This is a genomic window from Planomonospora parontospora (genome assembly GCA_014647935.1).
Classification (GTDB): Bacteria; Actinomycetota; Actinomycetes; order Streptosporangiales; family Streptosporangiaceae; genus Planomonospora; species Planomonospora parontospora.
In genome coordinates this window covers 278,961-302,125 of the sequence record BMQD01000001.1, presented here as the reverse complement: position 1 = coordinate 302,125, position 23,165 = coordinate 278,961, and the positions used below count along the sequence as shown (strand labels likewise).

23 protein-coding genes and 2 pseudogenes are annotated in these 23,165 nt (G+C 72.2%); 16 read left to right on the top strand and 9 right to left on the bottom strand.

Annotated elements, in window-relative coordinates:
- The first annotated feature begins 69 nt into the window (after positions 1-69).
- Positions 70-1,053, top strand: a complete 984-nt coding sequence (locus IEZ07_RS01355) for an adenosylcobinamide-GDP ribazoletransferase (RefSeq protein ID WP_239319300.1) — start codon at positions 70-72, stop codon at positions 1,051-1,053.
- A 140-nt stretch (positions 1,054-1,193) separates the two neighbouring features.
- Here IEZ07_RS01355 and IEZ07_RS01350 read toward each other — a convergent pair whose 3' ends face one another.
- The 3 genes from IEZ07_RS01350 to IEZ07_RS01340 form a co-directional block, all read right to left on the bottom strand.
- A complete protein-coding gene (locus tag IEZ07_RS01350; RefSeq protein ID WP_191893102.1) occupies positions 1,194-2,129 on the bottom strand; it encodes a CPBP family intramembrane glutamic endopeptidase in 936 nt (311 codons plus the stop codon).
- 130 nt (positions 2,130-2,259) lie between these two features.
- Positions 2,260-3,306 carry a DUF1648 domain-containing protein gene (locus tag IEZ07_RS01345; RefSeq protein WP_191893101.1) on the bottom strand — a complete coding sequence of 349 codons (1,047 nt, stop codon included), beginning with the start codon at positions 3,304-3,306 and terminating at the stop codon, positions 2,260-2,262.
- On the bottom strand, positions 3,303-3,650 hold the full coding sequence (locus IEZ07_RS01340; RefSeq protein WP_191893100.1) for a GntR family transcriptional regulator: 348 nt from the start codon (positions 3,648-3,650) through the stop codon (positions 3,303-3,305). Before IEZ07_RS01340 ends, IEZ07_RS01345 begins: the two co-directional genes overlap by 4 nt.
- A 91-nt stretch (positions 3,651-3,741) precedes the next feature.
- Here IEZ07_RS01340 and IEZ07_RS01335 point away from each other — a divergent pair, with 91 nt between their 5' ends.
- From IEZ07_RS01335 to IEZ07_RS01295, 9 genes are all read left to right on the top strand, one after another.
- A complete protein-coding gene (locus tag IEZ07_RS01335) occupies positions 3,742-5,265 on the top strand; it encodes a leucyl aminopeptidase (protein ID WP_068894280.1) in 1,524 nt (507 codons plus the stop codon).
- A 117-nt stretch (positions 5,266-5,382) separates the two neighbouring features.
- Positions 5,383-6,762 (top strand): dihydrolipoyl dehydrogenase, encoded by a 1,380-nt coding sequence (gene lpdA, locus IEZ07_RS01330; protein WP_068894281.1) that lies wholly within the window; start codon positions 5,383-5,385, stop codon positions 6,760-6,762.
- 35 nt (positions 6,763-6,797) lie between these two features.
- Complete coding sequence (gene sucB / locus IEZ07_RS01325) at positions 6,798-8,285, top strand: 2-oxoglutarate dehydrogenase, E2 component, dihydrolipoamide succinyltransferase (protein WP_191893099.1); 1,488 nt, start codon at positions 6,798-6,800, stop codon at positions 8,283-8,285.
- Between the two features lie 215 nt (positions 8,286-8,500).
- On the top strand, positions 8,501-9,394 hold the full coding sequence (locus IEZ07_RS01320) for a TIGR01777 family oxidoreductase (RefSeq protein ID WP_191893098.1): 894 nt from the start codon (positions 8,501-8,503) through the stop codon (positions 9,392-9,394).
- A 40-nt stretch (positions 9,395-9,434) separates the two neighbouring features.
- A complete protein-coding gene (locus IEZ07_RS01315; protein WP_191893097.1) occupies positions 9,435-10,172 on the top strand; it encodes a Type 1 glutamine amidotransferase-like domain-containing protein in 738 nt (245 codons plus the stop codon).
- A gap of 28 nt (positions 10,173-10,200) precedes the next feature.
- Positions 10,201-10,878 (top strand): lipoyl(octanoyl) transferase LipB, encoded by a 678-nt coding sequence (gene lipB / locus IEZ07_RS01310; protein WP_191893096.1) that lies wholly within the window; start codon positions 10,201-10,203, stop codon positions 10,876-10,878.
- A gap of 180 nt (positions 10,879-11,058) precedes the next feature.
- Positions 11,059-11,988, top strand: coding sequence for a lipoyl synthase (gene lipA / locus IEZ07_RS01305; RefSeq protein ID WP_068894286.1), 930 nt, complete (start codon positions 11,059-11,061; stop codon positions 11,986-11,988).
- A gap of 252 nt (positions 11,989-12,240) precedes the next feature.
- Positions 12,241-12,918, top strand: a complete 678-nt coding sequence (locus IEZ07_RS01300) for a DUF4191 domain-containing protein (protein WP_068894287.1) — start codon at positions 12,241-12,243, stop codon at positions 12,916-12,918.
- Entirely contained in the window at positions 12,918-13,787 is an 870-nt protein-coding gene (locus IEZ07_RS01295) for a class I SAM-dependent methyltransferase (RefSeq protein WP_191893095.1), read from the top strand. The genes IEZ07_RS01300 and IEZ07_RS01295 overlap by 1 nt, the downstream gene beginning before the upstream one ends.
- A 151-nt stretch (positions 13,788-13,938) precedes the next feature.
- Here the strand turns inward: IEZ07_RS01295 and IEZ07_RS01290 are convergent, their stop codons facing one another.
- Positions 13,939-14,403, bottom strand: coding sequence for an RDD family protein (locus IEZ07_RS01290; RefSeq protein ID WP_068894289.1), 465 nt, complete (start codon positions 14,401-14,403; stop codon positions 13,939-13,941).
- 136 nt (positions 14,404-14,539) lie between these two features.
- Here IEZ07_RS01290 and IEZ07_RS01285 point away from each other — a divergent pair, with 136 nt between their 5' ends.
- Positions 14,540-15,568: a hypothetical protein gene (locus IEZ07_RS01285; RefSeq protein WP_191893094.1), complete on the top strand. Its 1,029-nt coding sequence runs from the start codon at positions 14,540-14,542 to the stop codon at positions 15,566-15,568.
- 160 nt (positions 15,569-15,728) lie between these two features.
- A complete protein-coding gene (glnA, locus tag IEZ07_RS01280; RefSeq protein ID WP_189234784.1) occupies positions 15,729-17,153 on the top strand; it encodes a type I glutamate--ammonia ligase in 1,425 nt (474 codons plus the stop codon).
- A 95-nt stretch (positions 17,154-17,248) separates the two neighbouring features.
- Here glnA and IEZ07_RS01275 read toward each other — a convergent pair.
- Positions 17,249-17,428, bottom strand: a pseudogene (locus IEZ07_RS01275) (tyrosine-type recombinase/integrase); the annotation flags it as partial.
- Positions 17,429-17,870: 442 nt separating this feature from the next.
- A complete protein-coding gene (locus IEZ07_RS01270; RefSeq protein ID WP_191893093.1) occupies positions 17,871-18,458 on the bottom strand; it encodes a hypothetical protein in 588 nt (195 codons plus the stop codon).
- A 931-nt stretch (positions 18,459-19,389) separates the two neighbouring features.
- Between IEZ07_RS01270 and IEZ07_RS01265 the strand changes: the two genes are divergently transcribed.
- Complete coding sequence (locus IEZ07_RS01265; RefSeq protein WP_191893375.1) at positions 19,390-19,674, top strand: CPCC family cysteine-rich protein; 285 nt, start codon at positions 19,390-19,392, stop codon at positions 19,672-19,674.
- An 81-nt stretch (positions 19,675-19,755) separates the two neighbouring features.
- Here the strand turns inward: IEZ07_RS01265 and IEZ07_RS01260 are convergent, their stop codons facing one another.
- Entirely contained in the window at positions 19,756-20,259 is a 504-nt protein-coding gene (locus IEZ07_RS01260; protein WP_191893092.1) for an FBP domain-containing protein, read from the bottom strand.
- A 67-nt stretch (positions 20,260-20,326) separates the two neighbouring features.
- Here IEZ07_RS01260 and IEZ07_RS01255 point away from each other — a divergent pair, with 67 nt between their 5' ends.
- The 3 genes from IEZ07_RS01255 to IEZ07_RS01245 all read left to right on the top strand — a co-directional run bounded on the left by IEZ07_RS01255 (position 20,327) and on the right by IEZ07_RS01245 (position 22,055).
- A complete protein-coding gene (locus IEZ07_RS01255) occupies positions 20,327-20,896 on the top strand; it encodes a TetR/AcrR family transcriptional regulator (protein WP_191893091.1) in 570 nt (189 codons plus the stop codon).
- A gap of 191 nt (positions 20,897-21,087) precedes the next feature.
- Positions 21,088-21,303: a hypothetical protein gene (locus IEZ07_RS01250; protein ID WP_191893090.1), complete on the top strand. Its 216-nt coding sequence runs from the start codon at positions 21,088-21,090 to the stop codon at positions 21,301-21,303.
- Positions 21,304-21,458: 155 nt separating this feature from the next.
- Positions 21,459-22,055, top strand: coding sequence for a C40 family peptidase (locus IEZ07_RS01245; protein WP_191893089.1), 597 nt, complete (start codon positions 21,459-21,461; stop codon positions 22,053-22,055).
- A gap of 51 nt (positions 22,056-22,106) precedes the next feature.
- Here the strand turns inward: IEZ07_RS01245 and IEZ07_RS01240 are convergent.
- Positions 22,107-22,262: pseudogene (locus IEZ07_RS01240) on the bottom strand (recombinase family protein); the annotation flags it as partial.
- A gap of 55 nt (positions 22,263-22,317) precedes the next feature.
- Entirely contained in the window at positions 22,318-23,154 is an 837-nt protein-coding gene (locus tag IEZ07_RS01235) for a GAF domain-containing protein (RefSeq protein ID WP_191893088.1), read from the bottom strand.
- Positions 23,155-23,165: the final 11 nt, after the last annotated feature.

The window sequence follows — 23,165 nt, the reverse complement described above, 5'->3', positions numbered from 1 at the left end:
GGACCTGACCCTCGCGAAGACTCACAGGACTCCGGGGGCTCGGCGGAGGCCGGGGATCCGGACGGCTCCCTGAGCCCGGGCCGCTCCGGGCGCCCGTCCGCGTTCGGTGACGGGCTCCGGCTGGCGGTCGGCACGCTGAGCGTGTTCCCGGTGCGGCCGGGGACCGTGGACCGCCGGGCGGGCGGACGGGCGATGGCGCTCGCCCCGCTGGTCGGCGCGCTGCTCGGCGGGGTCGCCGCGGTCGTGCTCTCGGCCGCGCTCTGGCTGGGGGTCTCGCCGCTGCTCGCCTCGGTCCTGGCGGTCGGCACGCTCGCGCTGCTCACCCGGGCCCTGCACCTGGACGGGCTGGCCGACCTCGCCGACGGGCTGGGCAGCGGCAGGCCCGCCGAGCAGGCCCTGGACATCATGAAGCGCTCCGACATCGGCCCCTTCGGCGTGGTGACGCTGGTCCTGGTGCTGGGCGTCCAGGTCGCGGCGCTGGCGGAGGCCTCCGCCGCCGGGTACGGGCCCGTCGCGCTGGTCGCCGCCTGCGTCACGGGGCGGCTGGCGATCACCTGGGCCTGCCGGGAGGGCGTCCCGGCGGCCCGGCCGGGCGGGCTCGGCGCGACGGTCGCGGGCACCGTACGGCGCGGCCCCGCCCTGGCCGCGACCGCCCTGTCCCTCGCCGGCCTGGCGGTGCTGACGTCCGCTTACTGCCTGGGGGCCCTTCGCCTGCTCCCCCCGGACGACGCCTTCGGCCGCCGCTACGAGGAGTACACCTCCGTGGAGGGCACGGGCATCGGTTCCTACGCGCAGCTCGAGGGGACGGAGGCGGATCCGGTCCGCTCGGACGTGGTGGGCGTGTCCCTCGCCCCAGCTGCCGATCTGCCCGCGAGCTGGTCGCCGCTCGTCCTGTTCCTCGGCCTTCCGGCGGTGGCGGCCGGGCTGCTCGCCGCGTCGGTGCTGCGGCGCCGGGCGGTGCGGCGGCTGGGCGGGATCACCGGGGACGTGCTCGGCGCGCTCGCCGAGACCGCCGCGGCCGCCGCACTGCTGGCCTGCGTGGCCCTGTGGTGAGCCCTGAGCCCTGTGGTCAGCCCTGCCGGACCATCCGGGCGCGACGGGGCGGAAGACGCCCCCCGCCGAGGACCCGGACCACGACCTCGGCCGGTGGGCGGTGGGCGGTGGCCTGCGGGCGACGCTTTCGGAGGGCGTGCTCAGACGGCGGCTTCGGACCGTGACACGGCGGGCCGCCGTACCGGCCAGCGCCTGAACAGCACGGCGGAGACCGCCGCCAGCAGCGCCGAGCCGACCAGGCCGGTGATCCCGGCGACGACGAGGTCCGGCGGGGCGGCGGCGTCGCCCAGGAGCAGCGGGACGCCCGCCGTGGCGTTGAGCGCGCCGTGGCCGACGGCCGCGGGCCAGACGCTGCCGGAGTACAGCCGGAGCCAGCCGAGCAGGGCTCCGTACGGCACGCAGAAGACGACGAAGAAGGGCGCCGCCCAGGCGCCGAGCGCCGGGTAGTTGTAGCCGAGCAGGGTGAGCGGGGCGTGCCAGGCCCCCCAGATGACCCCGGACAGCAGCAGCGCCCGCGCGGTGCCCAGCGGCATCAGCCGGGGCAGCAGCCAGCCGCGCCAGCCCCACTCCTCGCCGAGCGCCGCGACCGTGTTGGCCAGCGGCCCGACCAGCACCGCCACCGCGAGCTGGGCGGCGAGCAGGACATGCGGGTCGGCGACGGGGGTCTGGCCGGGAGCGGCCCCGGCGAGGCTGCGCCGGAACAGGCTGAGGCCGTCGAGGTCGAGGCTGAGCAGGCCGAGGGCGGCGCTGGCCGCGGTCGCCGCGGCGACCAGCAGCGGGGTGCCGAGCCAGGCCAGCACGACGAACGCCACCGTGCGGCCCCGGCGCTCCCCGAGGGTCAGGCCGGTGCCCGCGGCCCACTCGCGCCGGGATGCCCCGGGCGCTCCGCTGCGGCCGCCGTGCAGCCGGACGGCCAGGACGCCGAGGGCGGGGGTGGACATCATCGCCAGGCTGATCGCCAGGGCGGCCGGGGAGCCGAGTGCGACGCCCCCGAGCCAGAGGGGGGAGGCGATCAGCCAGGACAGGCCGAACGCGACGGACAGGAACACCCACAGGTCGGTGGGTCGGCGGGGCATGGCGTCACCTTTCACAGGCGGGACCGGCCCGCCCGCGGACGGAGGGGGCGGGCCGGAGGGGAACGTGGTGAGGGCTCTGCTCCGGCGTGCGGATCGGCCGGGCGGTAGGGCTCGTGGCGGCGGGGTCCGGTCATGGGCGGAGTGCGTCGCTCTCGGCGGCGTAGGCGTTGAGGAGGGCGGCGCCGCGCTCGGCGTCGTCGGCGGAGACGGCGAACTCACCGCCCGTGGTGCGGCGGACCACCAGGTGCTCGCCGCCGCGGAGCATGAGGGTCGTCCGGCCGGTGCCGGGCACGCCCCGCAGTCCCCATCCCCCGACCTGACCGGGGGTCGCCCGCTCCGCCCGGGCCGACTCGATGGCACCGGCGGGCACCCGGTAGGCGGGCCGGGCCAGCGGCCCGAAGCCGATCCGCAGCCCGCCCGCGTCGACCCTGACCTGGATCGTGGCGGTGGCGAGCCCGAGCAGCGCGGTGAGAGCGGTGGCCGCGGCGGTGGTCCAGGCGGCGGGGCCGTCCAGGACCCCCATGACGGCCAGCACGACCGCTCCGGCCGAGCCGGTCAGCGCCACCCCCGAGAGGGCGAGCAGCCACGGGTTGGAGGTGCGGCTCACCCAGACCGCGCGCCGGCCGGGGCGGAGCCGCAGGCTCGGCGCCTTCGCCTCGGGGTCCGGGGCCCGGTCCGGCCCGCCCCTGGCGAGCCATCCCGCGAGCACGCCCACCGCGACGGCGGCGCCCAGGACGGCGAGGACCGTCCAGCCGGGCAGCAGGGCCCGCCGCCAGTCGCCCGCGTCGAGGTTGGCCAGGAGCGTGGCGCCCTGGACACCCAGCGCGAACACCGCCCAGCCGAACAGGAAGCCCCACCACTGCACGCGCGTCGGCCGCCCGCGCAGGGCCGCGCCGTGCAGCGCGGCACCGAGCAGGAACAGCCAGGCCACGCCCCACAGGGCCAGACCGGTGGCCAGGTCGCCGGCGAAGGGCATGCTCCGGTCCGGGACGGAGCCGCCGCTCCAGTGGACCGCCATCGGCTCGGGCAGGCGGTCGCGGAGCGCGAGCGTCACGGCGACCAGGGCCGCGGTGACGAGCGCGCCCCAGACGGCGGCGACGGCGACGGCGAACCCCCGGGAGGAGGCGCGGCCGCCCGGCGGGGCGGACGTGGACGGCCGGCGGGCGGAGTCGGTCATGAGAGCTCCCTGATGATGTGGATGACTTCTTCGGGGCCGTAGCCGTACCGGTCGGCCTCGGCGAGCAGTTCGCGCACGGCCTCCGCCAGCGCCCCGCGGGCGTCCGGGCGGTTCAGCACGCTGACGCCCCGGCCGCGGCGGAACTCCAGCAGGCCCTCGTCCCGCAGCTCGCGCAGCGCGCGCAGGACGGTGTTGGCGTTGATGCCGAGCGCGTCCGCCAGGTCGCGGGCGGGCGGCAGCCGGTCACCGGGGGTGTAGGACCCGTCGGCGATGGCGCGGCGGATCGTCCCGGCGACCTGTTCGTGCAGCGGCCGGGGGTCGTTCAGATCCAGAGTGAGCAACATGGTGCTATCGACAGTAGCACCAGATATGCGATTAAGCTACTCCTAATAGCACCATTCAAGGTTTACCGATTGGTAGGACGACCCCTCGTTTATGCGTACGGCCCCGGCAGGACTAGCATCGGCCTACGTGACCACTGTGCGGCTGAACTCAAGTGACAACGTCGTCTCTTTCGATACCGAAGCGCTGGTCGTCGGAGTCCACACCGGTCCGGACGGCCTGCGCGCCGCCCCCGGGGCCGAAGGGCTCGACGAGGCGCTCGGCGGCAGGCTCGCCGCCACCCTCGGCGCCATGGGCGTCAAGGGCAAGCCGGGTGAGATCGCCAAGGTTCCGACCTTCGGCGCGCTGACCGCCCCGCTCCTCGTCGCCGTCGGCCTCGGCGACGCCCCCGAGGGGGACTACGACCCCGAGGTCCTGCGCCGCGCTGCGGGCACCGCGACCCGCGCCCTGGCCGGGACCGGCCGCGTCGCCCTCGCCCTGCCCGCCGCGGACGCGGAGCGGACCGCCGCGCTGGCCCTGGGCGGGCTGCTCGGCGCCTACTCCTTCACCAGATACCGCACCGGCGGGGAGCAGACCGCCCCGGTCGACGAGATCACCGTGCTCAGCCGCGCCGAGGGGGCCGAGGCCGCCGTCGGGCGCGCCGCCACCGTCGCCGCCTCCGTCTCCCTGGTCCGCGACCTGGTCAACACCCCGCCCTCGGACCTGTGGCCGGCCCGCTTCGCCGAGATCGCCGAGCAGACCGGCGCCGAGGCCGGCCTGTCGGTGGAGGTCCTGGACGAGAAGGCCCTCAAGGAGGGCGGCTACGGCGGCATCGTCGCCGTCGGCCAGGGCTCGGTCAACCCGCCCCGCCTGGTCCGGCTCGCCTACAGTCACCCGGAGGCCGCCAAGACGGTCGCGTTCGTCGGCAAGGGCATCACCTTCGACTCCGGCGGCCTGTCGCTCAAGCCGACCGCCTCGATGGACTGGATGAAGTCCGACATGGGCGGCGCGGGCGCGGTCTTCGGCGCGCTCGTCGCGATCGCCCGGCTCGGCCTGAAGGTCAACGCGGTCGGCTACCTGTGCCTGGCCGAGAACATGCCCAGCGGCACCGCCCAGCGCCCGTCGGACGTGTTCACCAGCTACGCGGGCAAGACCGTGGAGGTGCTCGACACCGACGCCGAGGGCCGCCTGGTCCTGATCGACGGCATCGCCCGCGCGGGCGAGGACTCCCCCGACCTGATCGTGGACGTCGCCACGCTCACCGGCGCGCAGATCGTCGCGCTCGGCTGGCGTACGGCCGGCGTCATGGCCAACGACGACGAGCTCCGCGAGGAGGTCGTCCGGATCGCCGCCGAGCAGGGCGAGAGCACCTGGGGCATGCCCCTGCCCGACGAGCTCCGCAAGGGGCTCGACTCCCCCGTCGCCGACATCGCCAACCTGCACCCCGAGCGCTTCGGGGGCATGCTGACCGCGGCCATCTTCCTGCGGGAGTTCGTGCCGGAGGGCGTGCGGTGGGCGCACATCGACATGGCCGGTCCCGCCTTCAACAAGGGCGAACCGCACGGCTACACGCCGAAGGGCGGGACCGGGGCGATCACCCGGACCCTCGTCGGCCTCGCCGAACAGTACTCGCGCTGAGGTCAAACCCTGCGCGAGCAGGGAACACGCGGCGTGGACAAGTGAAAAGATGCGCTTGCCGGGGCCCGGTCAGAAGCCGGCCCCCGGCGGCATAACGATCCGACAAGGAGCATTCCTGTGGCTGATGGCAGCGGCCCCTACGACATCGTCGTCCTGGGTGGCGGTAGCGGTGGGTATGCCTGCGCTCTGCGGGCGGCCGAGCTGGGCAAGACGGTCGTGCTGATCGAGAAGGACAAGATCGGCGGCACGTGCCTGCACCGGGGATGCATCCCCACCAAGGCCCTCCTCCACTCCGCGGAGGTGGCCGACGAGACGCGCGAGAGTGAGAGCTACGGCGTCAAGGCCCGTTTCGAGGGCATCGACGTCCCCGCGGTCCACGCGTTCAAGGACAAGATCGTCACCCGCGCCTGGAAGGGCGTGCAGGGCCTGCTGAAGAGCAAGGGCATCACGATCGTCGAGGGCGAGGGCCGCCTGGTCGGCCCCAACCGCATCGCCGTGGGCGACGACGTCTACGAGGGCCGCAACATCGTGCTGGCCACGGGCTCGGCGCCCAGGTCGCTGCCCGGCCTGGAGATCGACGGCGAGCGGATCATCACCAGCGAGCACGCGCTCAAGCTCGACCGCGTGCCGGCCTCGGTGGTCGTCCTCGGCGGCGGCGTCATCGGCGTGGAGTTCGCCAGCGTCTGGCGCTCCTTCGGCGCCGAGGTGACGATCGTCGAGGGCCTGCCGCACCTGCTCCCGCTGGAGGAGGAGTCCAGCTCCAAGCTGCTGGAGCGCGCCTTCCGCCGCCGCGGCATCAAGCAGGAGCTGGGCGTCTTCTTCGAGGGCGTCAAGACCACCGACACCGGCGTGGTCGTCAGCCTGGCCAACGGCAAGACCCTGGAGGCCGAGCTGCTGCTGGTGGCCGTCGGCCGCGGCGCCGTCACCGCCGGCATGGGCTTCGAGGAGAACGGCATCGCCATCGAGCGCGGCACCGTCGTCGTCGACGAGCACTGCCAGACCAGCGTGCCGGGCGTCTACGCGGTCGGCGACCTGATCCCGACCCTGCAGCTCGCCCACGCCGGCTTCGCCGAGGGGATCATGGTCGCCGAGCACATCGCCGGGCTCAACCCGCCCGCGATCGACTACGACGGCGTGCCCCGCATCACCTACTCCGACCCCGAGGTCGCCTCGATCGGCATCACCTCGGCCCAGGCCCGGGAGAAGGGCCACGAGATCGTGGAGATGACCTACGACCTCGCGGGCAACCCCAAGAGCCAGATCCTGGGCACCCAGGGCGCGGTGAAGGTCATCGCGCAGAAGGACGGCCCGGTGCTCGGCATCCACATGGTGGGCCGCCGCATCGGCGAGCTCGTCACCGAGGGCCAGCTGATCTACAACTGGGAGGCCCTGCCCTCCGAGGTCGCCCAGCTCATCCACGCCCACCCGACCCAGTCGGAGGCCGTCGGCGAGGCGATGCTCGCCCTGGCCGGCAAGCCGCTGCACGTCCACAACTAGTCGAAGCCCTCACTCGGAACGCGAGAGAAGACACCATGCCGAAGTCCGTACAGATGCCCCAGCTCGGCGAGAGCGTCACCGAGGGCACCGTCACCCGCTGGCTGAAGAAGGAGGGCGAGCGCGTCGAGGCCGACGAGCCGCTCCTCGAGGTGTCCACCGACAAGGTGGACACCGAGATCCCGTCGCCCGCGGCCGGAATCCTCACCAAGATCATCGTCGCTGAGGACGAGACCGTCGAGGTCGGCACCGAGCTCGCCCTCATCGACGAGAACGCCACCGAGGGCGCCGCCGCCCCCGCCGAGGCCCCGGCGGCCCCGGAGCCGGAGCCGGCCCCCGAGCCGGAGCCCGCCCCGCAGGCGCCGATCTCCTCGATCCCGCAGCCCGCCCCGCAGGCCCCCGCCCCCCAGGCGGCCCCGCCCGCTCCCCCGGCGCCCGCGCCGGCCCCGCAGGCCGCCGCTCCGGCTCCGGCTCCCCAGGCCCCGCCCGCGCCGCAGGCCCCCGCCCCGGCGCCGCAGGCCCCGGCCGCGGCTCCCCAGCCGTCCGCCGAGAGCCCCTACGTCACGCCGCTGGTCCGCAAGCTCGCCGGCGAGCACAACGTGGACCTCGACAGCCTGAACGGCACCGGCGTCGGCGGCCGCATCCGCAAGCAGGACGTGCTGGAGGCCGCGCGCGCCCAGCGCGAGCGGACCCCCGCCCAGGCGCCGGCCGCCGCGCCCGCCCCGCAGGCCGCCGCCCCGGCGCAGGCCGCCCCGCAGGCCGCCGCCCCGGCTCCCGAGCCGGTCTCGGTGGACACGACCCTGCGCGGCCGCACCGAGAAGATGTCGCGCCTGCGTCAGACCATCGCCAAGCGCATGGTCGAGTCGCTGCAGGTCTCGGCGCAGCTCACCACGGTGGTCGAGGTCGACGTCACCAGGATCGCGCGCCTGCGCGACCAGGCCAAGGGCGAGTTCCAGCGGCGTGAGGGCGTCAAGCTCTCCTTCATGCCGTTCTTCGCCCTGGCGACGATCGAGGCGCTCAAGCAGCACCCCAAGCTGAACGCCACGATCAACAGCGAGACCAACGAGGTGACCTACTTCGACGTCGAGCACCTCGGCTTCGCGACGGACACCGAGCGCGGTCTGCTCGTCCCGGTGATCAAGAACGCCGGCGACCTCAACATCGCCGGGCTGGCCCGCAAGATCGCCGACCTGGCCGAGCGCACCCGCACCAACAAGGTGAGCCCGGACGAGATCACCGGCGGCACGTTCACGCTGACCAACACCGGCAGCCGCGGCGCGCTGTTCGACACGCCGATCCTCAACCAGCCGCAGGTCGGCATGCTGGGCACCGGCTCGGTCGTCAAGCGCCCGGTCGTGGTGGACACCCCCGACGGCGAGGTCATCGCCGTCCGCTCCATGGTCTACCTCGCGCTCAGCTACGACCACCGCCTGGTCGACGGCGCCGACGCGGCCCGCTTCCTGACGACGGTCAAGCGCCGTCTCGAGGAGGGCCGCTTCGAGAACCAGCTGGGCCTCAACGCCTAGTCCCCGTTCTCCCCGGCCGGGCCGGTCCGCCTCGCGCGGACCGGCCCGGTCCTTTTCTGCCGGCGGATCCCGGTTCTCCCGGTGGATCCCGGCGAGGCGGTGTCCCCGCGTCCATGTCCCGCCGCCCGGGTCCCGCCGCCCGGGGGGCGTGCTCCGCACCCTCTCCCGGGACCCGCCTCCGGGGGATCCCGGGAACGGCCGGTTAGATTGGCCGCATGACGACCATCGTGACGGGTTCCTCCGGGTTGCTCGGCTCGGCGCTGATCAGATCCCTGCGGGCCGACGGCGTCCGGGTGGTCCGGCTGGTGCGGCGGGCGCCGCAGAGCGCCGACGAGTCGTTCTGGAACCCGGGCAAGGGCCTCATCGACCCGGCGGCCCTGGAGGGGGCCGAGGCGGTGGTCCACCTCGCCGGCGCGGGGATCGGCGACCGCCGCTGGACCGAGGAGCACAGGCGCGAGGTCCTGCGCAGCCGGGTGGAGGGCACCCGCACGCTGGTGACGGCGCTGACCCGGCTCTCGGCCCCGCCCGCGGTGCTGCTGTCGGGGTCCGCGGTCGGCTACTACGGGGACACCGGCGACCGCGAGGTGGACGAGTCCGCCCCCTCCGGTGAGGGCTTCCTCGCGGAGGTGGTCCGGGCCTGGGAGGCCGAGGCCGAGCCGGCCGCCGCCGCGGGGATCAGGACGGCGACGCTCCGGACCGGGCTGGTGCTCAGCGGCGAGGGCGGCATGCTCCGCCGCGTCCTGCCGATCTTCAAGCTGGGCCTGGGCGCGCCGCTCGGCTCCGGGCGCCAGTACTGGTCGTGGATCTCCGTGGACGACTGGGTGCGCGCCGTACGGCACGTCATGGGCGAGCGGGCCGTCCAGGGGCCGGTGAACCTGACCGCGCCGGAGCCGGTGACCAACGCCGCGTTCACCGCGGCGCTGGCGCGGGCGGTGCGCCGACCGGCGATGCCGCTGCCCGTGCCCGCCCCCGTGCTGCGCGCCGCGCTCGGCGGGTTCGCGCAGGAGGGCGTGCTGACCGGGCAGCGGGTGCTCCCCCGGCGGCTGCTCGACTCGGGCTACGCGTTCCGGCATATCCACCTCAACGAGGCACTCTCCGCCGTACTCTAGGGTCCCTGTTCCCACTGGAGTCACCGGGGAGATCGACATCATGAGCAGATCCGGCCAGTCGCACATCCTCGCCATCGGCGGCGGCTCGTTCCGCCCCTCCGCCCGCTACGGCTTCGTCGAGGCGAGCGGGCTCCTGCGCTACGGCCTCGACCTGACCGGCCAGGACCGGCCCAGGCTGGGCCTGCTGGCCACCGCGACGGGCGACGACGCGGAGTGGCTGCTGAAGATGTACGGGGCGTTCCGCGAGTGGGACGTCGAGCTCAGCCACCTGACGGTCTTCCCGATGCCCAACGTCGAGGACCCTCGCGAGTGGATCCTGAGCCAGGACATGATCTACGTCAGCGGCGGCAGCGTGGCCAACCTGGCGGCGCTGTGGCGGCTGCACGGCCTGGACGAGGCCTTCGAGGAGGCCTGGCACGCGGGCGTGGTGCTGTCCGGGCAGAGCGCGGGCGCGCTCTGCTGGCACGTCGGCGGCAACACCGACTCCTTCGGCCCCGCCCTGCGGCCGTGGTCCGACGGTCTGGCGCTGCTGCCCTACTCGTGCGGCGTGCACTACGACTCCGACCCGCAGCGGCACGAGCTGCTGCACGCGTCGGTGGCCTCCGGCGAGCTGCCCGACGGCTACGCCGCCGACGAGGGCGTCGGGCTCCACTACGTCGGCACCGAGTTCATCCAGGCCGTCAGCGTACGGCAGGGCGCCTGCGCCTACCGGGTCGAGCACGACGGCGCGGACGGGGTCAAGGAGTTCCGCATCGAGCCCCGCCTCCTCACGTCCTGATGTCGGACCGGTCAACTACTCTTGAACCGTGAGTGAGCTGGCAGTCGTCCGTCTCGGCGTCGATGTCCCCTACGAGCAGGCCTGGGATCTCCAGCGGCGGATCCACGCCCGGCGGGTGGCCGGGGAGGCGCCCGACACCTGCCTGATGCTCGAGCACGCCCCGGTCTACACCGCCGGGCGGCGCACCGCCCCGCACGAGCGGCCCGGTGACGGCACGCCCGTCATCGACGTCGACCGCGGAGGCCGGATCACCTGGCACGGTCCGGGCCAGCTCGTCTGCTACCCGATCGTCCGGCTGCACGAGCGCCTGGACGTGGTCACCTACATCGGCCTGCTGGAGGAGTCGCTCATCAAGGTCTGCGCCGACTTCGGGGTGCAGGCCGGCCGGGTGGCCGGGCGCAGCGGCGTCTGGGTCCCCGGCGACCCCTCCCACGGCCTGCCGGACCGGCAGGTCGGCGCGGTCGGCATCCGGGTGGCCGGCGGCGTCACGATGCACGGCTACGCGCTCAACTGCTCCAACGACCCGAGCTGGTACAACCGCATCGTCCCCTGCGGGTTCGCCGACGCCGGCGTTTCCTCGCTGTCGGCCGAGACCGGGCGCCGGATCGTGGTCGACGACGTCATGCCGTACGCCGAGAAGCACCTGGCCGAGGCCCTCGGCGCGGAGAGCCGCGACCTGCCCGAGGAGGACCTCTTCAGGCGGTAGGGGTGGGCGCTCTCCGGCGCGGGGACCCGGTCTCTGCGGCGCCCACGGCGTTCCCGCGGCGGCCCCCTGCCGCTCCCCCGGCGTTCCCCTGCCGTTCCCGCGGCGGTCCTCGACCGCCCCGCCCGCCGCCCCGCCGCCCCGGGTCCGCTTCCCGGCGCGGGGGGACGTAAGGTGAGAGGCGTGACCGTAGCTCCAGAAGGCCGAAAGCTCCTCCGCCTGGAGGTTCGCAACGCCGAGACCCCCATCGAGAAGAAGCCCGAGTGGATCAAGACCCGGTTCCGGACCGGGCCCAACCACACCGAGCTGCGGGCGCTGGTCGCACGCGAGGGTCTGCACACCGTCTGCCAGGAAGCCGGATGTCCCAACATCTCGGAGTGCTGGGAGGACCGCGAGGCGACCTTCCTCATCGGCGGCGACCAGTGCACCCGGCGGTGCGACTTCTGCCAGATCGACACCGGCAAGCCCAAGGAGTACGACACCGACGAGCCGCGCCGCGTCGCCGAGTCGGTCCGCCAGATGGGCCTCAACTACGCGACCGTGACCGGCGTCGCCCGCGACGACCTGCCCGACGGCGGCGCCTGGCTGTACGCCGAGACCGCCCGGCAGATCCACGCGCTGCTCCCCGGCTGCGGCGTCGAGCTGCTGGTCCCCGACTTCAACGGCGACCAGGGCCAGCTGGAGGAGGTCTTCTCCGCCCGTCCCGAGGTGTTCGCGCACAACATCGAGACCGTGCCGCGGATCTTCAAGCGCATCCGCCCCGGCTTCCGCTACGAGCGCTCCCTGGAAGTGATCACCAAGGCCCGCCGGGCCGGGCTGGTGACCAAGTCCAACCTGATCCTGGGCATGGGCGAGGAGCCGGAGGAGGTGCTGGAGGCCATGCGCGACCTGCACGAGGCCGGGTGCGACCTGCTCACCGTCACCCAGTACCTCCGGCCCACCCCGCGCCACCACCCGGTGGAGCGCTGGGTCAAGCCCGAGGAGTTCGTGCAGTTCCAGAAGGACGCCGAGGCCATCGGCTTCGCCGGGGTCATGTCCGGACCGCTGGTCCGCTCCTCCTACCGGGCCGGGCGCCTCTACAAGCAGGCCGTCGAAGCCCGTCAGAACGCCTGACGGCTCCGCTTCCCGGGGCTCCGGCCTTCTCCGTCTCCGAAAGGCTCCGCGCCCGGCGCGGGGCCTTTCCGCTCTCCCCGCCCCGCTCCGGCCGGCGCGGGGCCCGCCGCCCGCCGTACCGCTCCGGTCCACCGCGGATTCTCCACCGCCTGCCTGCCCGCCTGCCGCGGCCCTTTCCGGACACCCTCCGCGGAGCGGCGCGGGAAGGTCACATTTTCATTTCTTGACCCCGGGATTTGTATCCTTCTGAGCATGGCCAAGAAGCCCGAAGTCCCAGAGACCCCGGGGCGCGTCAAGCAGCTCCGCATGATCGCCAAGATCATCAAGCAGGCCGACCCGAAGGGCATGCCGATCGTCTACGCGTCGGCGCTCGGCACGCTCGTCCTGTGCGTGGTGATCGGCCTGGTCACGGGCTGGTGGCCGCTCTACGTCATCGGCGTGATGCTGGCCCTCACCGTCGGCCTGGTCGTGTTCGGCCAGCTCGCCCAGAAGGCGCAGTACTCCATGCTCCACGGCCAGCCCGGCGCCGCCGCGGCGATCCTGCAGGGCATGCGCGGCAACTGGGAGGTCACCCCGGCCGTCGCGGTCAACCGCGACCAGGACATCGTGCACCGCGTCGTCGGCTACCCGGGCATCATCCTGGTCTCCGAGGGGCCGGGCAGCCGCGTGCAGAAGATGCTCGTCGCCGAGAAGAAGCGGGTCCAGCGGGTCGCGCTCGACGTGCCGGTCTACGACGTCCAGTCCGGTGACGGCGAGGGCCAGATCCCGATCGGCAAGCTCCAGCGGCACCTGATGAAGCTGCCCCGCAACCTCAAGAAGCCCGCGGTCTACGAGATCAACAACCGGCTCAAGGCGCTGCCCCAGACGCTGCCGATGCCCAAGGGCCCGCTGCCGCGCGGCGCGAAGATGCCCCGCCCGAAGATGCGCTGATGTCCCCGGAAGGGGTCGAGCGCCGTCCGGTGGACGCCGTCGCCACCTCGCGGGCCAACCGCGGCTGGTGGGACGGCGCCGCGGACGACTACCAGGCGGAGCACGGCCCCTTCCTGCGGGACGCCGGTTTCGTCTGGTGCCCCGAGGGCCTCGACGAGGCCGACGCCCGCCTGCTGGGCGACGTGGCGGGCAGGGACGTCCTGGAGATCGGCTGCGGCGCGGGCCAGTGCGGGAGGTGGCTGGCCGGGCAGGGCGCCCGGGTGGCCGCCTTCGACCTGTCGTTCCGCCAGCTCCAGCACTCCCGCCGGATCGACCTCGACCACGCGGCCGAGGACGGTCCCGGCGGTGGTCACGGTCATGGTCACCGCGGTGGTCGCAGTGGCGGTCCCGGCGGCCGGGCCCTGCCGGTGGTGCAGGCCGACGCCGGGGCGCTGCCCTTCGCCGACGAGTCGTTCGACCTGGCCTGCTCGGCGTACGGGGCGCTGCCGTTCGTGGCGGACGCGACGGCCGTGCTCGCCGAGACCCGGCGGGTGCTGCGGCCCGGCGGCCGTTTCGTCTTCTCGGTCAGCCACCCGGTCCGCTGGGCCTTCCCCGACGATCCCGGGCCCCGCGGGCTGACCGCCGACCGCTCCTACTTCGACCGCTCGCCGTACGTGGAGGTCGGCCCCGACGGGGAGCCGAGCTACGTGGAGCACCACCGGACGATGGCCGACTGGGTCGGCTGCGTCACGGCGGCGGGGCTGGTACTGGCGGCGCTGACGGAGCCGGAGTGGCCGCCGGGCCACGACCGGGTCTGGGGCGGGTGGAGTCCGCTGCGCGGCCGCCACCTGCCCGGCACCGCGATCTTCACCTGCGTCCGGCCGCGCTGAGAGGCGGCCCGGTTTCCGCCCGGTCCGGCGCTGCTCCCGCCGGTGCTGTTCCCTTCGGCGTCGGTCTCGCCGATGGACCGCGCGGGCCGGTCGCGCACCGACCGGTCGCCTGCGGGCGGCCGTCACATCCGCCGGCCGCCCGCCGTACGGGTCACATCCGCACGACCACCGTGTTCGCCGCGCGGTCGTGCAGGCCCCGCTGGTCGCGGTCCCAGATCAGCGCGGGTACGGCCAGGCAGAGCAGCAGCGTGCGGACCGCGACGGCCACCGGACCGGGACGGCCGCCGTCGAGCGCGGCCACGCGGATGCCGAGCAGGCGCATGCCGAAGGTCATCCCCATGGTGCCCACCAGGAGCAGGGTCGTGCCCGCGAAGATCGCGAGCGGGACCCATCCCCGCTCGACGGGGTCGACGCCGAGGAAGCCCTGGGCGATGGCCCAGGTGCAGATGAGCCAGTCGATCACGATGGCACCGAGCCGGCGGCCGAATCCGGCTACCGCGCCGCTGCCCTCCTCGGGCAGCCCGAGCCGCTCCCCGGGATAGCCCAGGTCGATTCCGGCGGATCTGACCCCGCCGAGCCACGTCTGGGTCCACCGGGGCTGCTGCCTGCTGCTCATGCCCTCAACGGTATCCGCCGCCGGGTCCGCCCCCGAACCCGGCGGGGCCGATTTCCCAGACGGGACAAAAGCGTCCATTATGGTCGCCAGTCTTCTCACTCACCACTTGCCGCCGGAGCACCCCCCAGTGTCAGACATGGACGACATCGACCGGCGCTTCCAGGAGCTCACCGCCCAGATCGACGATGAGGAGCGCCGGAAGCGGAGCCGGGCCGTCGAGCGGGAATGGGCGCACCTGCCCCGGTTCAGGCGCCGCCGCCGGCGGCGGATCATCGCGGCGTCCGCGGCCGCGGTCACCGCGGTCCTGGTGGCCGCGGCGGGGGTGCTCGTCACCTACCGGCCGGAGCTCCTGGACTCCGCACGCACCGTCCTGGCCGAGCGGCTTCCCGTCTTCGAGGAGAGTCCCGTCCCGGCCCCGGAGGAGACGGCGGCACCGGGGGCGGAACCGATGGTGCCCTCCCCCTTCGACGGCTCTCCGGCCGCCGACTACGCCGACGGGGCCGAGGGCCTGGTGATGCCGCCCGCCAGGGCGGTCGGCGGGCTGGGAAAGAAGGACGTCGCCAGGCTGCTCGGCCGGACCCGCGCCCTGCTCGAGGCCTCCAACCTGGACCACCGCACCCTGCTCGAGGGCGATCCCGTGCCCTTCGCCAGGCTGCTGCCCGCCAGGGACCGCGCGTGGTTCCTGCAGAACGTCGACGGGAAGAAGAAGCGGCGGGGCGAGCACGTCGACACCCGGTACTGGCTGACCAGCTTCGCCCCGGGGAGCGCCAGCCTCGCCACCGATGTGATCAAGGTCCACGGGACGGCGAAGCTCTCCTCCTTCCGGGAGGACGGGGCCTCCGGCGCCCTGGTCAAGGTGGACTACCTGTTCGTCTACGCCGTGCACCGCCCGGGCCTGCCGTACACCACCAGGCGGGTCATCGCCCGCAGGCTGGGCGAGGTCGGGATGTACCGGGAGGACGGCGAACCGGTGATCTGGATCCGCGACTGGCGCTCCGGCGGCGTCACGGGCGTCCGGTGCGACGTCGACGACGCCTTCGTGCATCCGTCCTACGAGGACTCCCCCGAGGACGAGGAGGCCACCAGGGCCACCGGCGCCCCGGTGGATCCGTACGACCTGGCGGACCGCTCCGACGGGGACTGCTGGCTCGCGTCCAGAACCTGAAAACCGGGCAAAGGAGGCGTTGCTCCCACTCGATGACACCCGCCCTCCAGGCTACCGTGGAGGGGGCTCCGCTTAACACGGGTGAAACAAACGAGACACGGGGCGGTAACGGCACAGGCCTACTTTCGGTCCGATAGCCCGTGCCCCTTGGGAGGTTCGCGTGTTCAACTCCGCCGACGACGTCCTGAAGTTCATCAAGGACGAAGGAGTGCAGTTCGTCGATGTCAGGTTCACCGACCTGCCCGGGACGACGCACCACTTCACCTTCCCCACGGAGAACTTCGGCTCCAGCGTCTTCACCGACGGCCTGATGTTCGACGGATCGTCGATCCGCGGCTTCCAGGCGATCCACGAGTCGGACATGCTGCTGCTGCCCGACCCGTCGACGGCGGTGCTGGACCCGTTCCGGCAGCACAAGACCCTGAACCTCAACTTCTTCGTGCACGACCCGCTGACGGGCGAGGCCTACAGCCGCGACCCGCGCAACGTGGCCCGCAAGGCCGAGGAGTACCTCCGCGGCACCGGCATCGCCGACACGGTCTACTTCGGTCCCGAGGCGGAGTTCTACATCTTCGACGACGTGCGCTTCGAGACCAGCGCGCACGCCAGCTACTACCACATCGACTCCATCGAGGGCGCCTGGAACACCGGCAAGGCCCAGGAGGGCGGCAACCTCGGCTACAAGCCGCGCTACAAGGGCGGATACTTCCCGGTGCCGCCGATGGACCACTTCACCGACCTGCGCTCGGAGATGGTCCGCCGCCTCATCGACGCGGGCATCGACGTGGAGATGCAGCACCACGAGGTGGGCACCGCCGGCCAGGCCGAGATCGACTTCCGGTTCAACACGCTGCTCAAGGCCGCCGACACCCTGATGCTGTACAAGTACATCGTCAAGAGCACGGCCCTGGAGCACGGCCACACCGTCACCTTCATGCCCAAGCCGATCTTCGGTGACAACGGCTCGGGCATGCACTGCCACCAGTCGCTCTGGAAGGACGGCGAGCCGCTCTTCTACGACGAGGTCGGCTACGCGGGCCTGTCCGACACCGCCCGCTACTACATCGGCGGCCTGCTCAAGCACGCCCCCTCGCTGCTGGCCTTCACCAACCCGACGGTGAACTCCTACCACCGCCTGGTCCCCGGCTACGAGGCCCCGGTCAACCTGGTCTACTCCCAGCGCAACCGCTCGGCGTGCATCCGCATCCCGATCACGGGCTCCAACCCGAAGGCCAAGCGCATCGAGTTCCGCGTGCCGGACCCCTCCTGCAACCCGTACTTCGCCTTCGCCGCCCAGTTGATGGCCGGCATCGACGGCATCCGCAACAAGATCGAGCCGGTCGAGCCGGTCGACAAGGACCTCTACGAGCTCCCGCCGGAGGAGGCCCGCAACATCCCGCAGGTGCCCGGTTCGCTGCCGGAGGTGCTGGCCGCACTGGAGGCCGACCACGAGTACCTCCTGGAGGGCGGCGTCTTCACCCAGGACCTGATCGAGACCTGGATCTCCTACAAGCGTGAGAACGAGGTCGACCCGATCCGCCTGCGCCCGCACCCGCACGAGTTCGAGCTCTACTACGACGTCTGACCGGTCACCGCGCGGTGAGCTGCACGTTCATCGCGCGGCTCCCGTCTGCTTCGGCTCCGTCCGGGCGGCGAACGCGGCGTCGATCGCGGCCCGTGTCAGCCCGTCGGAGTCCGGCGCACGCGGCCGTAGGTGCCGGGCGTCGTCTTGGCGCTCGCGTGCCGCAGGCGGGCCTGGACGACCTCGACGTCCGCGCCCGAGGCGATCAGCGGCGACGCGAGGCAGTGCCGCAGGCCGTGGAAACGGAAGCCCGTGGGAAGGTCCCGCACCTTGCCACGGGCCCGCCACTCAAGATGAAAAGCGCCTCATGCATCGGGGTCCGTGGCTACTGACGGGTATGCGGCAGCCATATCGGCAGAGCATCCAGCAGGGCGTCCCACCCCCCTGCCAGCAACCACCACATGCCCAGGGCGAGCACGACGCCCATCAGCGGCGTTACTACGATCAGTTTCACTAAGGCTCGCCCAGAGGACCGGGTTGAGTTCCGGGAGGTCAGCACAGCGCCAGTTAATCAGGCGAGCAGGTGGCGTGCCAGACCCTACCGATCAGGTGGCAGCACCGACAGGATGAAAAACGCTCAGTGGCGGTGGCTCAGGGGGCGCGACTCCTTGAGAGCCGGAGCCGGCTTTGTGGTGTTGCGCAGGCCGACCACCTCGCACAGAGTTACCCCGTCATCAAAAATGGGTCAGAACCCGACAACGGTGCCGCCCAAAGCCTCGGTCATTGGAAGTAGTCGGGTCCGGCCGCCGCCTGTTTCCGGTTGTACTTATCGACGAGTGCGGCGATGTACCGGTCGAACGTGGCGAATCTCTCGGGATCGACGTAAACCATGTCGTGCTGATAGCTGGTGACCGGCATTTCGCCGTCGGCGTTGACCATGTCCGTACGGAACATGTCGTAGTTATCGGCACCCTCGTCCGGGCGGCGAAACGACACCGAGTTCCGGAGCCGGTCCATGACCGCGTCGCGCTCCTCCACCGGCACGTGGTCGAGGTAGTCCTCCTCCCACAGATAGAAGTCTCCCCGGCGCAGCTCGCCGGGCTCCAGCAACAGAGGACCGGGCCTACCGTCCTTGCCATACCGCAGCAGGGGCAGACCATAGGCCGACAGCAAGCGGACGTAGCTCGGAGGCAGGGTCGTCTTGAGGTAGTGCTCCGCCTCGACGAGGGCGTGGGCCCCCACCGGCCGGTACTCGACCTGGTAAATCCAGTCCGAACCGTGCAGCGCGTTATTGAACTCATTCAGCCGGGCGAGGGCGGCACCGGCGGTCTCGCCGGGTGGACCGGTCAACAGATCGTCTCGGATCATGTCGTTCCCATCGTCGGCGTGATCGTTGTGGAGATCGTCATGGTCGACGAGACTATGATGGCCCGGCAATGACCGGTTCCCCGCCGGCGTCCTGTTTCGCCCGTCGTAGGTTCGGGAGCATGGGACCTCGGCCGCGCGGCCCGGGTGGAAGTGGCTCCGAGTCGGTAACGATCCATGGGCCGCACGGGAGTGGGACGCCTCCGCGCGCCGATATGGCCGGTATGGGCCTGCCTGCATGGATGTGCCGCTCTTCCTCCCCCGATCCGGCTCCGGCCGCGGCGGCCACCCTGCCGATGCTCACTCCTGGGACGGCATGCGCCTCGACTTGACCGGCGCCACCCTCATCGACCTCGACCTCCAGCACTGCCGCATGGCTAAATCCGAGTTCGGTGCGGCGACTTTCACCAAAGGTTTCCAGGGCGAAAACGCTCGAGCGAGGCGGCCGGACGGTGATCATGTCTGGCCGTCGGGGTGTGGGATGCCCCATGACTTCCGGACTCATGGTGAACCCTACTTGGGTCCGTGTCCGGAAGTCATGGGGCACCTCAACCGGACTACCCGTAGAAGAAGCACGCGCGCAGGTCGCACTCACTCATCATTCATGATCGAGGGTGTCCGGTGGGGTGGGGTGGGGATGTGGATCGGACGGCATTGAAGGAGGCGGTGGCGGGTGCTCGGCGCGTGGTCGGGTACGGCTCCCCGGCCCCGTAGGAACCGGTCGTCCGGATCCCGGCCTATCCCGGACGGGGACCAGGCGGGAACCACACGCCATGCAATCGAACGAGTATCACGCCCCCGACGCTCTCCATGTCCTGCCCGAGGCCATTGAGCTGCGGAAACGCATATTCCAACGTCCTGGGGTCAAGGGGCTTGGTAAACGTCCCCGGGACTCGCGATCTCAGCGATTACGCTGGCCGCCGTGGGCCCTGAAATGCGCAACTACCCAGTGCTTCGAGGTGCGGAGGATGGACCGTACGCGTGTCCATGCTGCGGGTACGTGACCTTGGACGAGAGGGGCGGTTTCGAGATCTGCCCGGTGTGCTTCTGGGAGGACGACGGCCAGGACGACCCGGACGCCGATGTCGTACTGGGTGGCCCGAACGGTCGCCTGAGCTTGACCCAGGCGCGCCGCAACTTCCTCACATCCGGCGCGTGCGAGGAAGCCATGCGTGATCACGTCCGGCCGTCGCTTCCCGAGGAACAGCCACCCGTCTGAGGGGCCTTACCGGGGGCTTTCCGCATCCCGCGCCCGAGGCGACCCCGGTGAGGCGGCGTGCCCGCCCGCTCACCCGTACGGTCATCCGGTCACCTTGTCCAGGAAGGAGTGCAGGTTGGCCCGGGTACGGACGGCCTTCTCCTCCGGGGTGAGGGACTCCTCCACGACGATCACCCCGTCCCCCGCGGCCTGCTTCCTCCCCCGCGTGTAGAGCGAACAGGCGAGGTCGGTGCAGAGGTACTGCCCGACCGAGTTGCCCTGGCGGCCGGGCTCGCCGGTCCGGCGCGCGGTCATCAGCGCCACGCCGCCGCCGGGGTGCGTGGTCAGGCACAGCGAGCACATGCTGCGCGAGGTGAATCCGCGCGACCCGCCGGTCGTCGCCCGGAGGGAGATGCCGACGAGGCGGCCGTCGCGTTCGGTGACCAGGTAGGCGCGTTCGGGCGCGCCCGAATCTCGCCAGCCGAGGAAGTCGAGGTCTTCCCAGGGCTGGTCGGCGAGATCCTTGGGGAGGCCGAGGCGCTTGGCCTCGCCCTTGGAGCAGTTGACGAACGAGGTGCGGATGTCGTGTTCGGTGACGGGTCTCATGAGCGGGGAGGCTAGTCTTTCTTAAAGCAGATAGGCAAATACTTAAAACCTTTAAGAAGGATGGGGCATGGCACGAGCAGGGCTGACCGCGGAACGTCTGACCCGGGCGGCGGCGGATCTGGCCGACGAGATCGGTTTCCAGAACGTGACCGTCTCGGTGCTCGCACGCGGGTTCGGCGTCAAGCCCGCGGCGCTGTACTCGCACGTCAAAGACGCACAGGAGCTGAGAGTCAGGGTGGCGCTGCTCGCTCTGGCGGAGCTCGCCGACAGGGCCGCCGCCGCTCTGGCGGGCCGCGCGGGCAAGGACGCGCTGGTGGCCTTCGCGAACGCCTACCGAGACTACGCCAAAGAGCATCCGGGCAGGTACGCCGCGATGCAGATCGAACTCGACTCGGAGGCGCTGGACATCGGCCCGGCGATCCGGCACGCGGAGATGACGAGGGCGATACTGCGCGGATACCGCCTGCCGGAGCCCGACCAGACGGATGCGGTGCGGATGCTGCACAGCACGTTCCACGGCTACGTCAGCCTGGAGATGGCGGGCGGGTTCCGCCGCACTCCCCGGGAGGCGGACGCCTCCTGGTCCAGGACCCTGGACGCCCTCGACGCCGTCCTCGGGAACTGGCCGCCGGCCTGACGGTCGCCGCGCTACGGGGACCGCCCTCCCCGTCTCACCGGCCCCCGCGGCCGGTACGTTCCGCACCGCCGCTGCAGCGGCTCCGGCCGTACCGGACCCGAAACTCCCGGGACGCAAGTGGCGTCCCAGCGCTTTGCAAGCGGTCATCGGTATTCATTGAGGGCACAGAACCGCACATTCAGGAGAAAACCGTGTTCCGCACCGTCGCCACCACCGTCGGCGTCATCGTCATCGCCCTGTCCTCGCTCGTCGCCTGCAGCGTGGACGACGAGGCGTGCGCCGCCTCGGCCGGCATCACGGCGACCACCCGGTTCGTCCAGGCCTCCACCGGTTCCACGGCGGACCAGAAGCCGAAGCCGAAGAAGACGAAGAAGAAGGTCGACATCGACATCGATGACTGCGACTGAGCAGGCCGGTCACCGGCCGCCACGGCCTCCCCGCCTTCGCCCGGTGCCGACACCGGCACCGGCACCGGCACCGGTCTCTTCGGTGCCCACGCGGAACGGCGGGCCGTCCGACAGAATGAATCTTGACTTATCGCGATAGGACAGGATTCACCAGGATGACCGAGGCCTCCGGGAGGGCTCCCGCGCGCCACCGGCGACCGGCGGCCGCGGTCGTGCTCGCGCTGCTCCTGCCGTTCGCGAGCGCCTCGGTCCCGGTACGGCCCTCCGTCGCGCCGGACCGGCTGGTCGCCGTCGCCCGCGCGATCCAGGCGGGACACGCCCGGCAGGGCTGGGAGGGCGGCGCGATCCCCTACTCCTGGGGCGGCGGCCACGGCGAGCGGCCCGGCCCCTCCCTGGGGACGTGCCGGGGGTACCGGGGGTCGATCAGGCCGTGCCCGGCCGCCGGGACCCTCGGCCTCGACTGCTCCGGCCTGGCCCGGTGGGTCTACCACCTGGCCTACGGCCGCGATGTCCTGGGCCCGGGGAACACCGACGACCACCTCCGGCGGCTCACCAGGGTCCCGGCCGCGCACGCCCGCCCCGGCGACCTTGTCTTCTACGGCGAGGTGAGCAGGCGCAGAGTGCGGACCCACCATGTCGGGATCTATGTCGGCCAGGGCATGATGATCAATGCGTTGAGAACCGGCACCGAGGTCCGCACCGATCCCGTCACCCGGATCGAGGATTTCGCCGGATATTTCCGATACCTGTGACCACCGGCCGATCCAGAGGCCGGAGGCCGTGGCCACCTGCAGGCGGGCGGCCGGCGAGCGGCCGTAGCGATCCGGCGACGGCACCGCCAGCGTGTCCCCGGCGGTCGGGAAGGCGTGGCAGGCGACCGCCTCGGGCCGCTCAGCGGTTCTGCCGGACTTCTTGTCGGCGAAGATGCGTCGGCACCCGGCTGCGGTGAGCGCATCCAGCTGCGCCTGCGATCGCGGAATCCGGGCGAGATGGAGTCAAGCATCTCTTTACCAGTCATTGACGGCCCGCGCTGGGCCGCGCCCGCGGTAGGGGACCTGCCCCCCATCCGATCCCGGGCCGATGCACCGAAAGGACATGCCGTACCACCTGGCTGACCCGCCCGCAGGTGGTCACCGCCCGCGGCGCGATCGTGTTCGATTCCAGGAACCGCTCCTGGGTGGCGGCGTCCAGGTCACCGTCGCGCACAAGCTGCACCGAGGAGCGGATCGAGGCCAGCGGGGTGAGCAGCTCGTGGTTGACGGTGCGCAGGGACTGGTTCTTGACCGCGTCGATGCGGCGCAGCCGTACCAGAGCCTGGTCGGTCCGGGCGGCGTAGTGGTGCAGTTGCAGCAGGCCGGCGGCGTCGTTGGCCAGCGTGGCCAGGGCTTGGCGCTGGGCGTCGCTCAGGCGGCGGGGCCGGTGGTCCATCACGCGCACCGTGCCGAGCGCGTGGTCATGGCTGAGGACGGGGACGCCGGCGTAGAGGCGCACGTACGGCTCACCGCTCACCAGCGGATCGTCGCGGAAGCGGGGGTCGGCCGGCGCGTCGGGCACCTCCAGCAGGGAACGCCCGCAGATGGCATGCGGGCAGAAAGCGATGCGCAGGTCCATGCCCGGTGCGGCGGTGCCGTAGCGGCCCTTGAAGTGCTGGCCGGTGGCGTTGATCAGGTTGACCAGGGTGATCGGGGCGCCGCAGGCGAAGGCCGCCAGGGCGACGATGGCGGTGAAGGACGGCTCGGGAAGCACGTCCAGGGCGTGCAGCTCGGCCAGGCGGCCGGCGGATCGGCGGACCGGAGGCGGCTCGGGGCGCGGCGGTGTGACGAGCGCGGAACGGGCCGCACCGGGCCGCACCGGGCCGACGG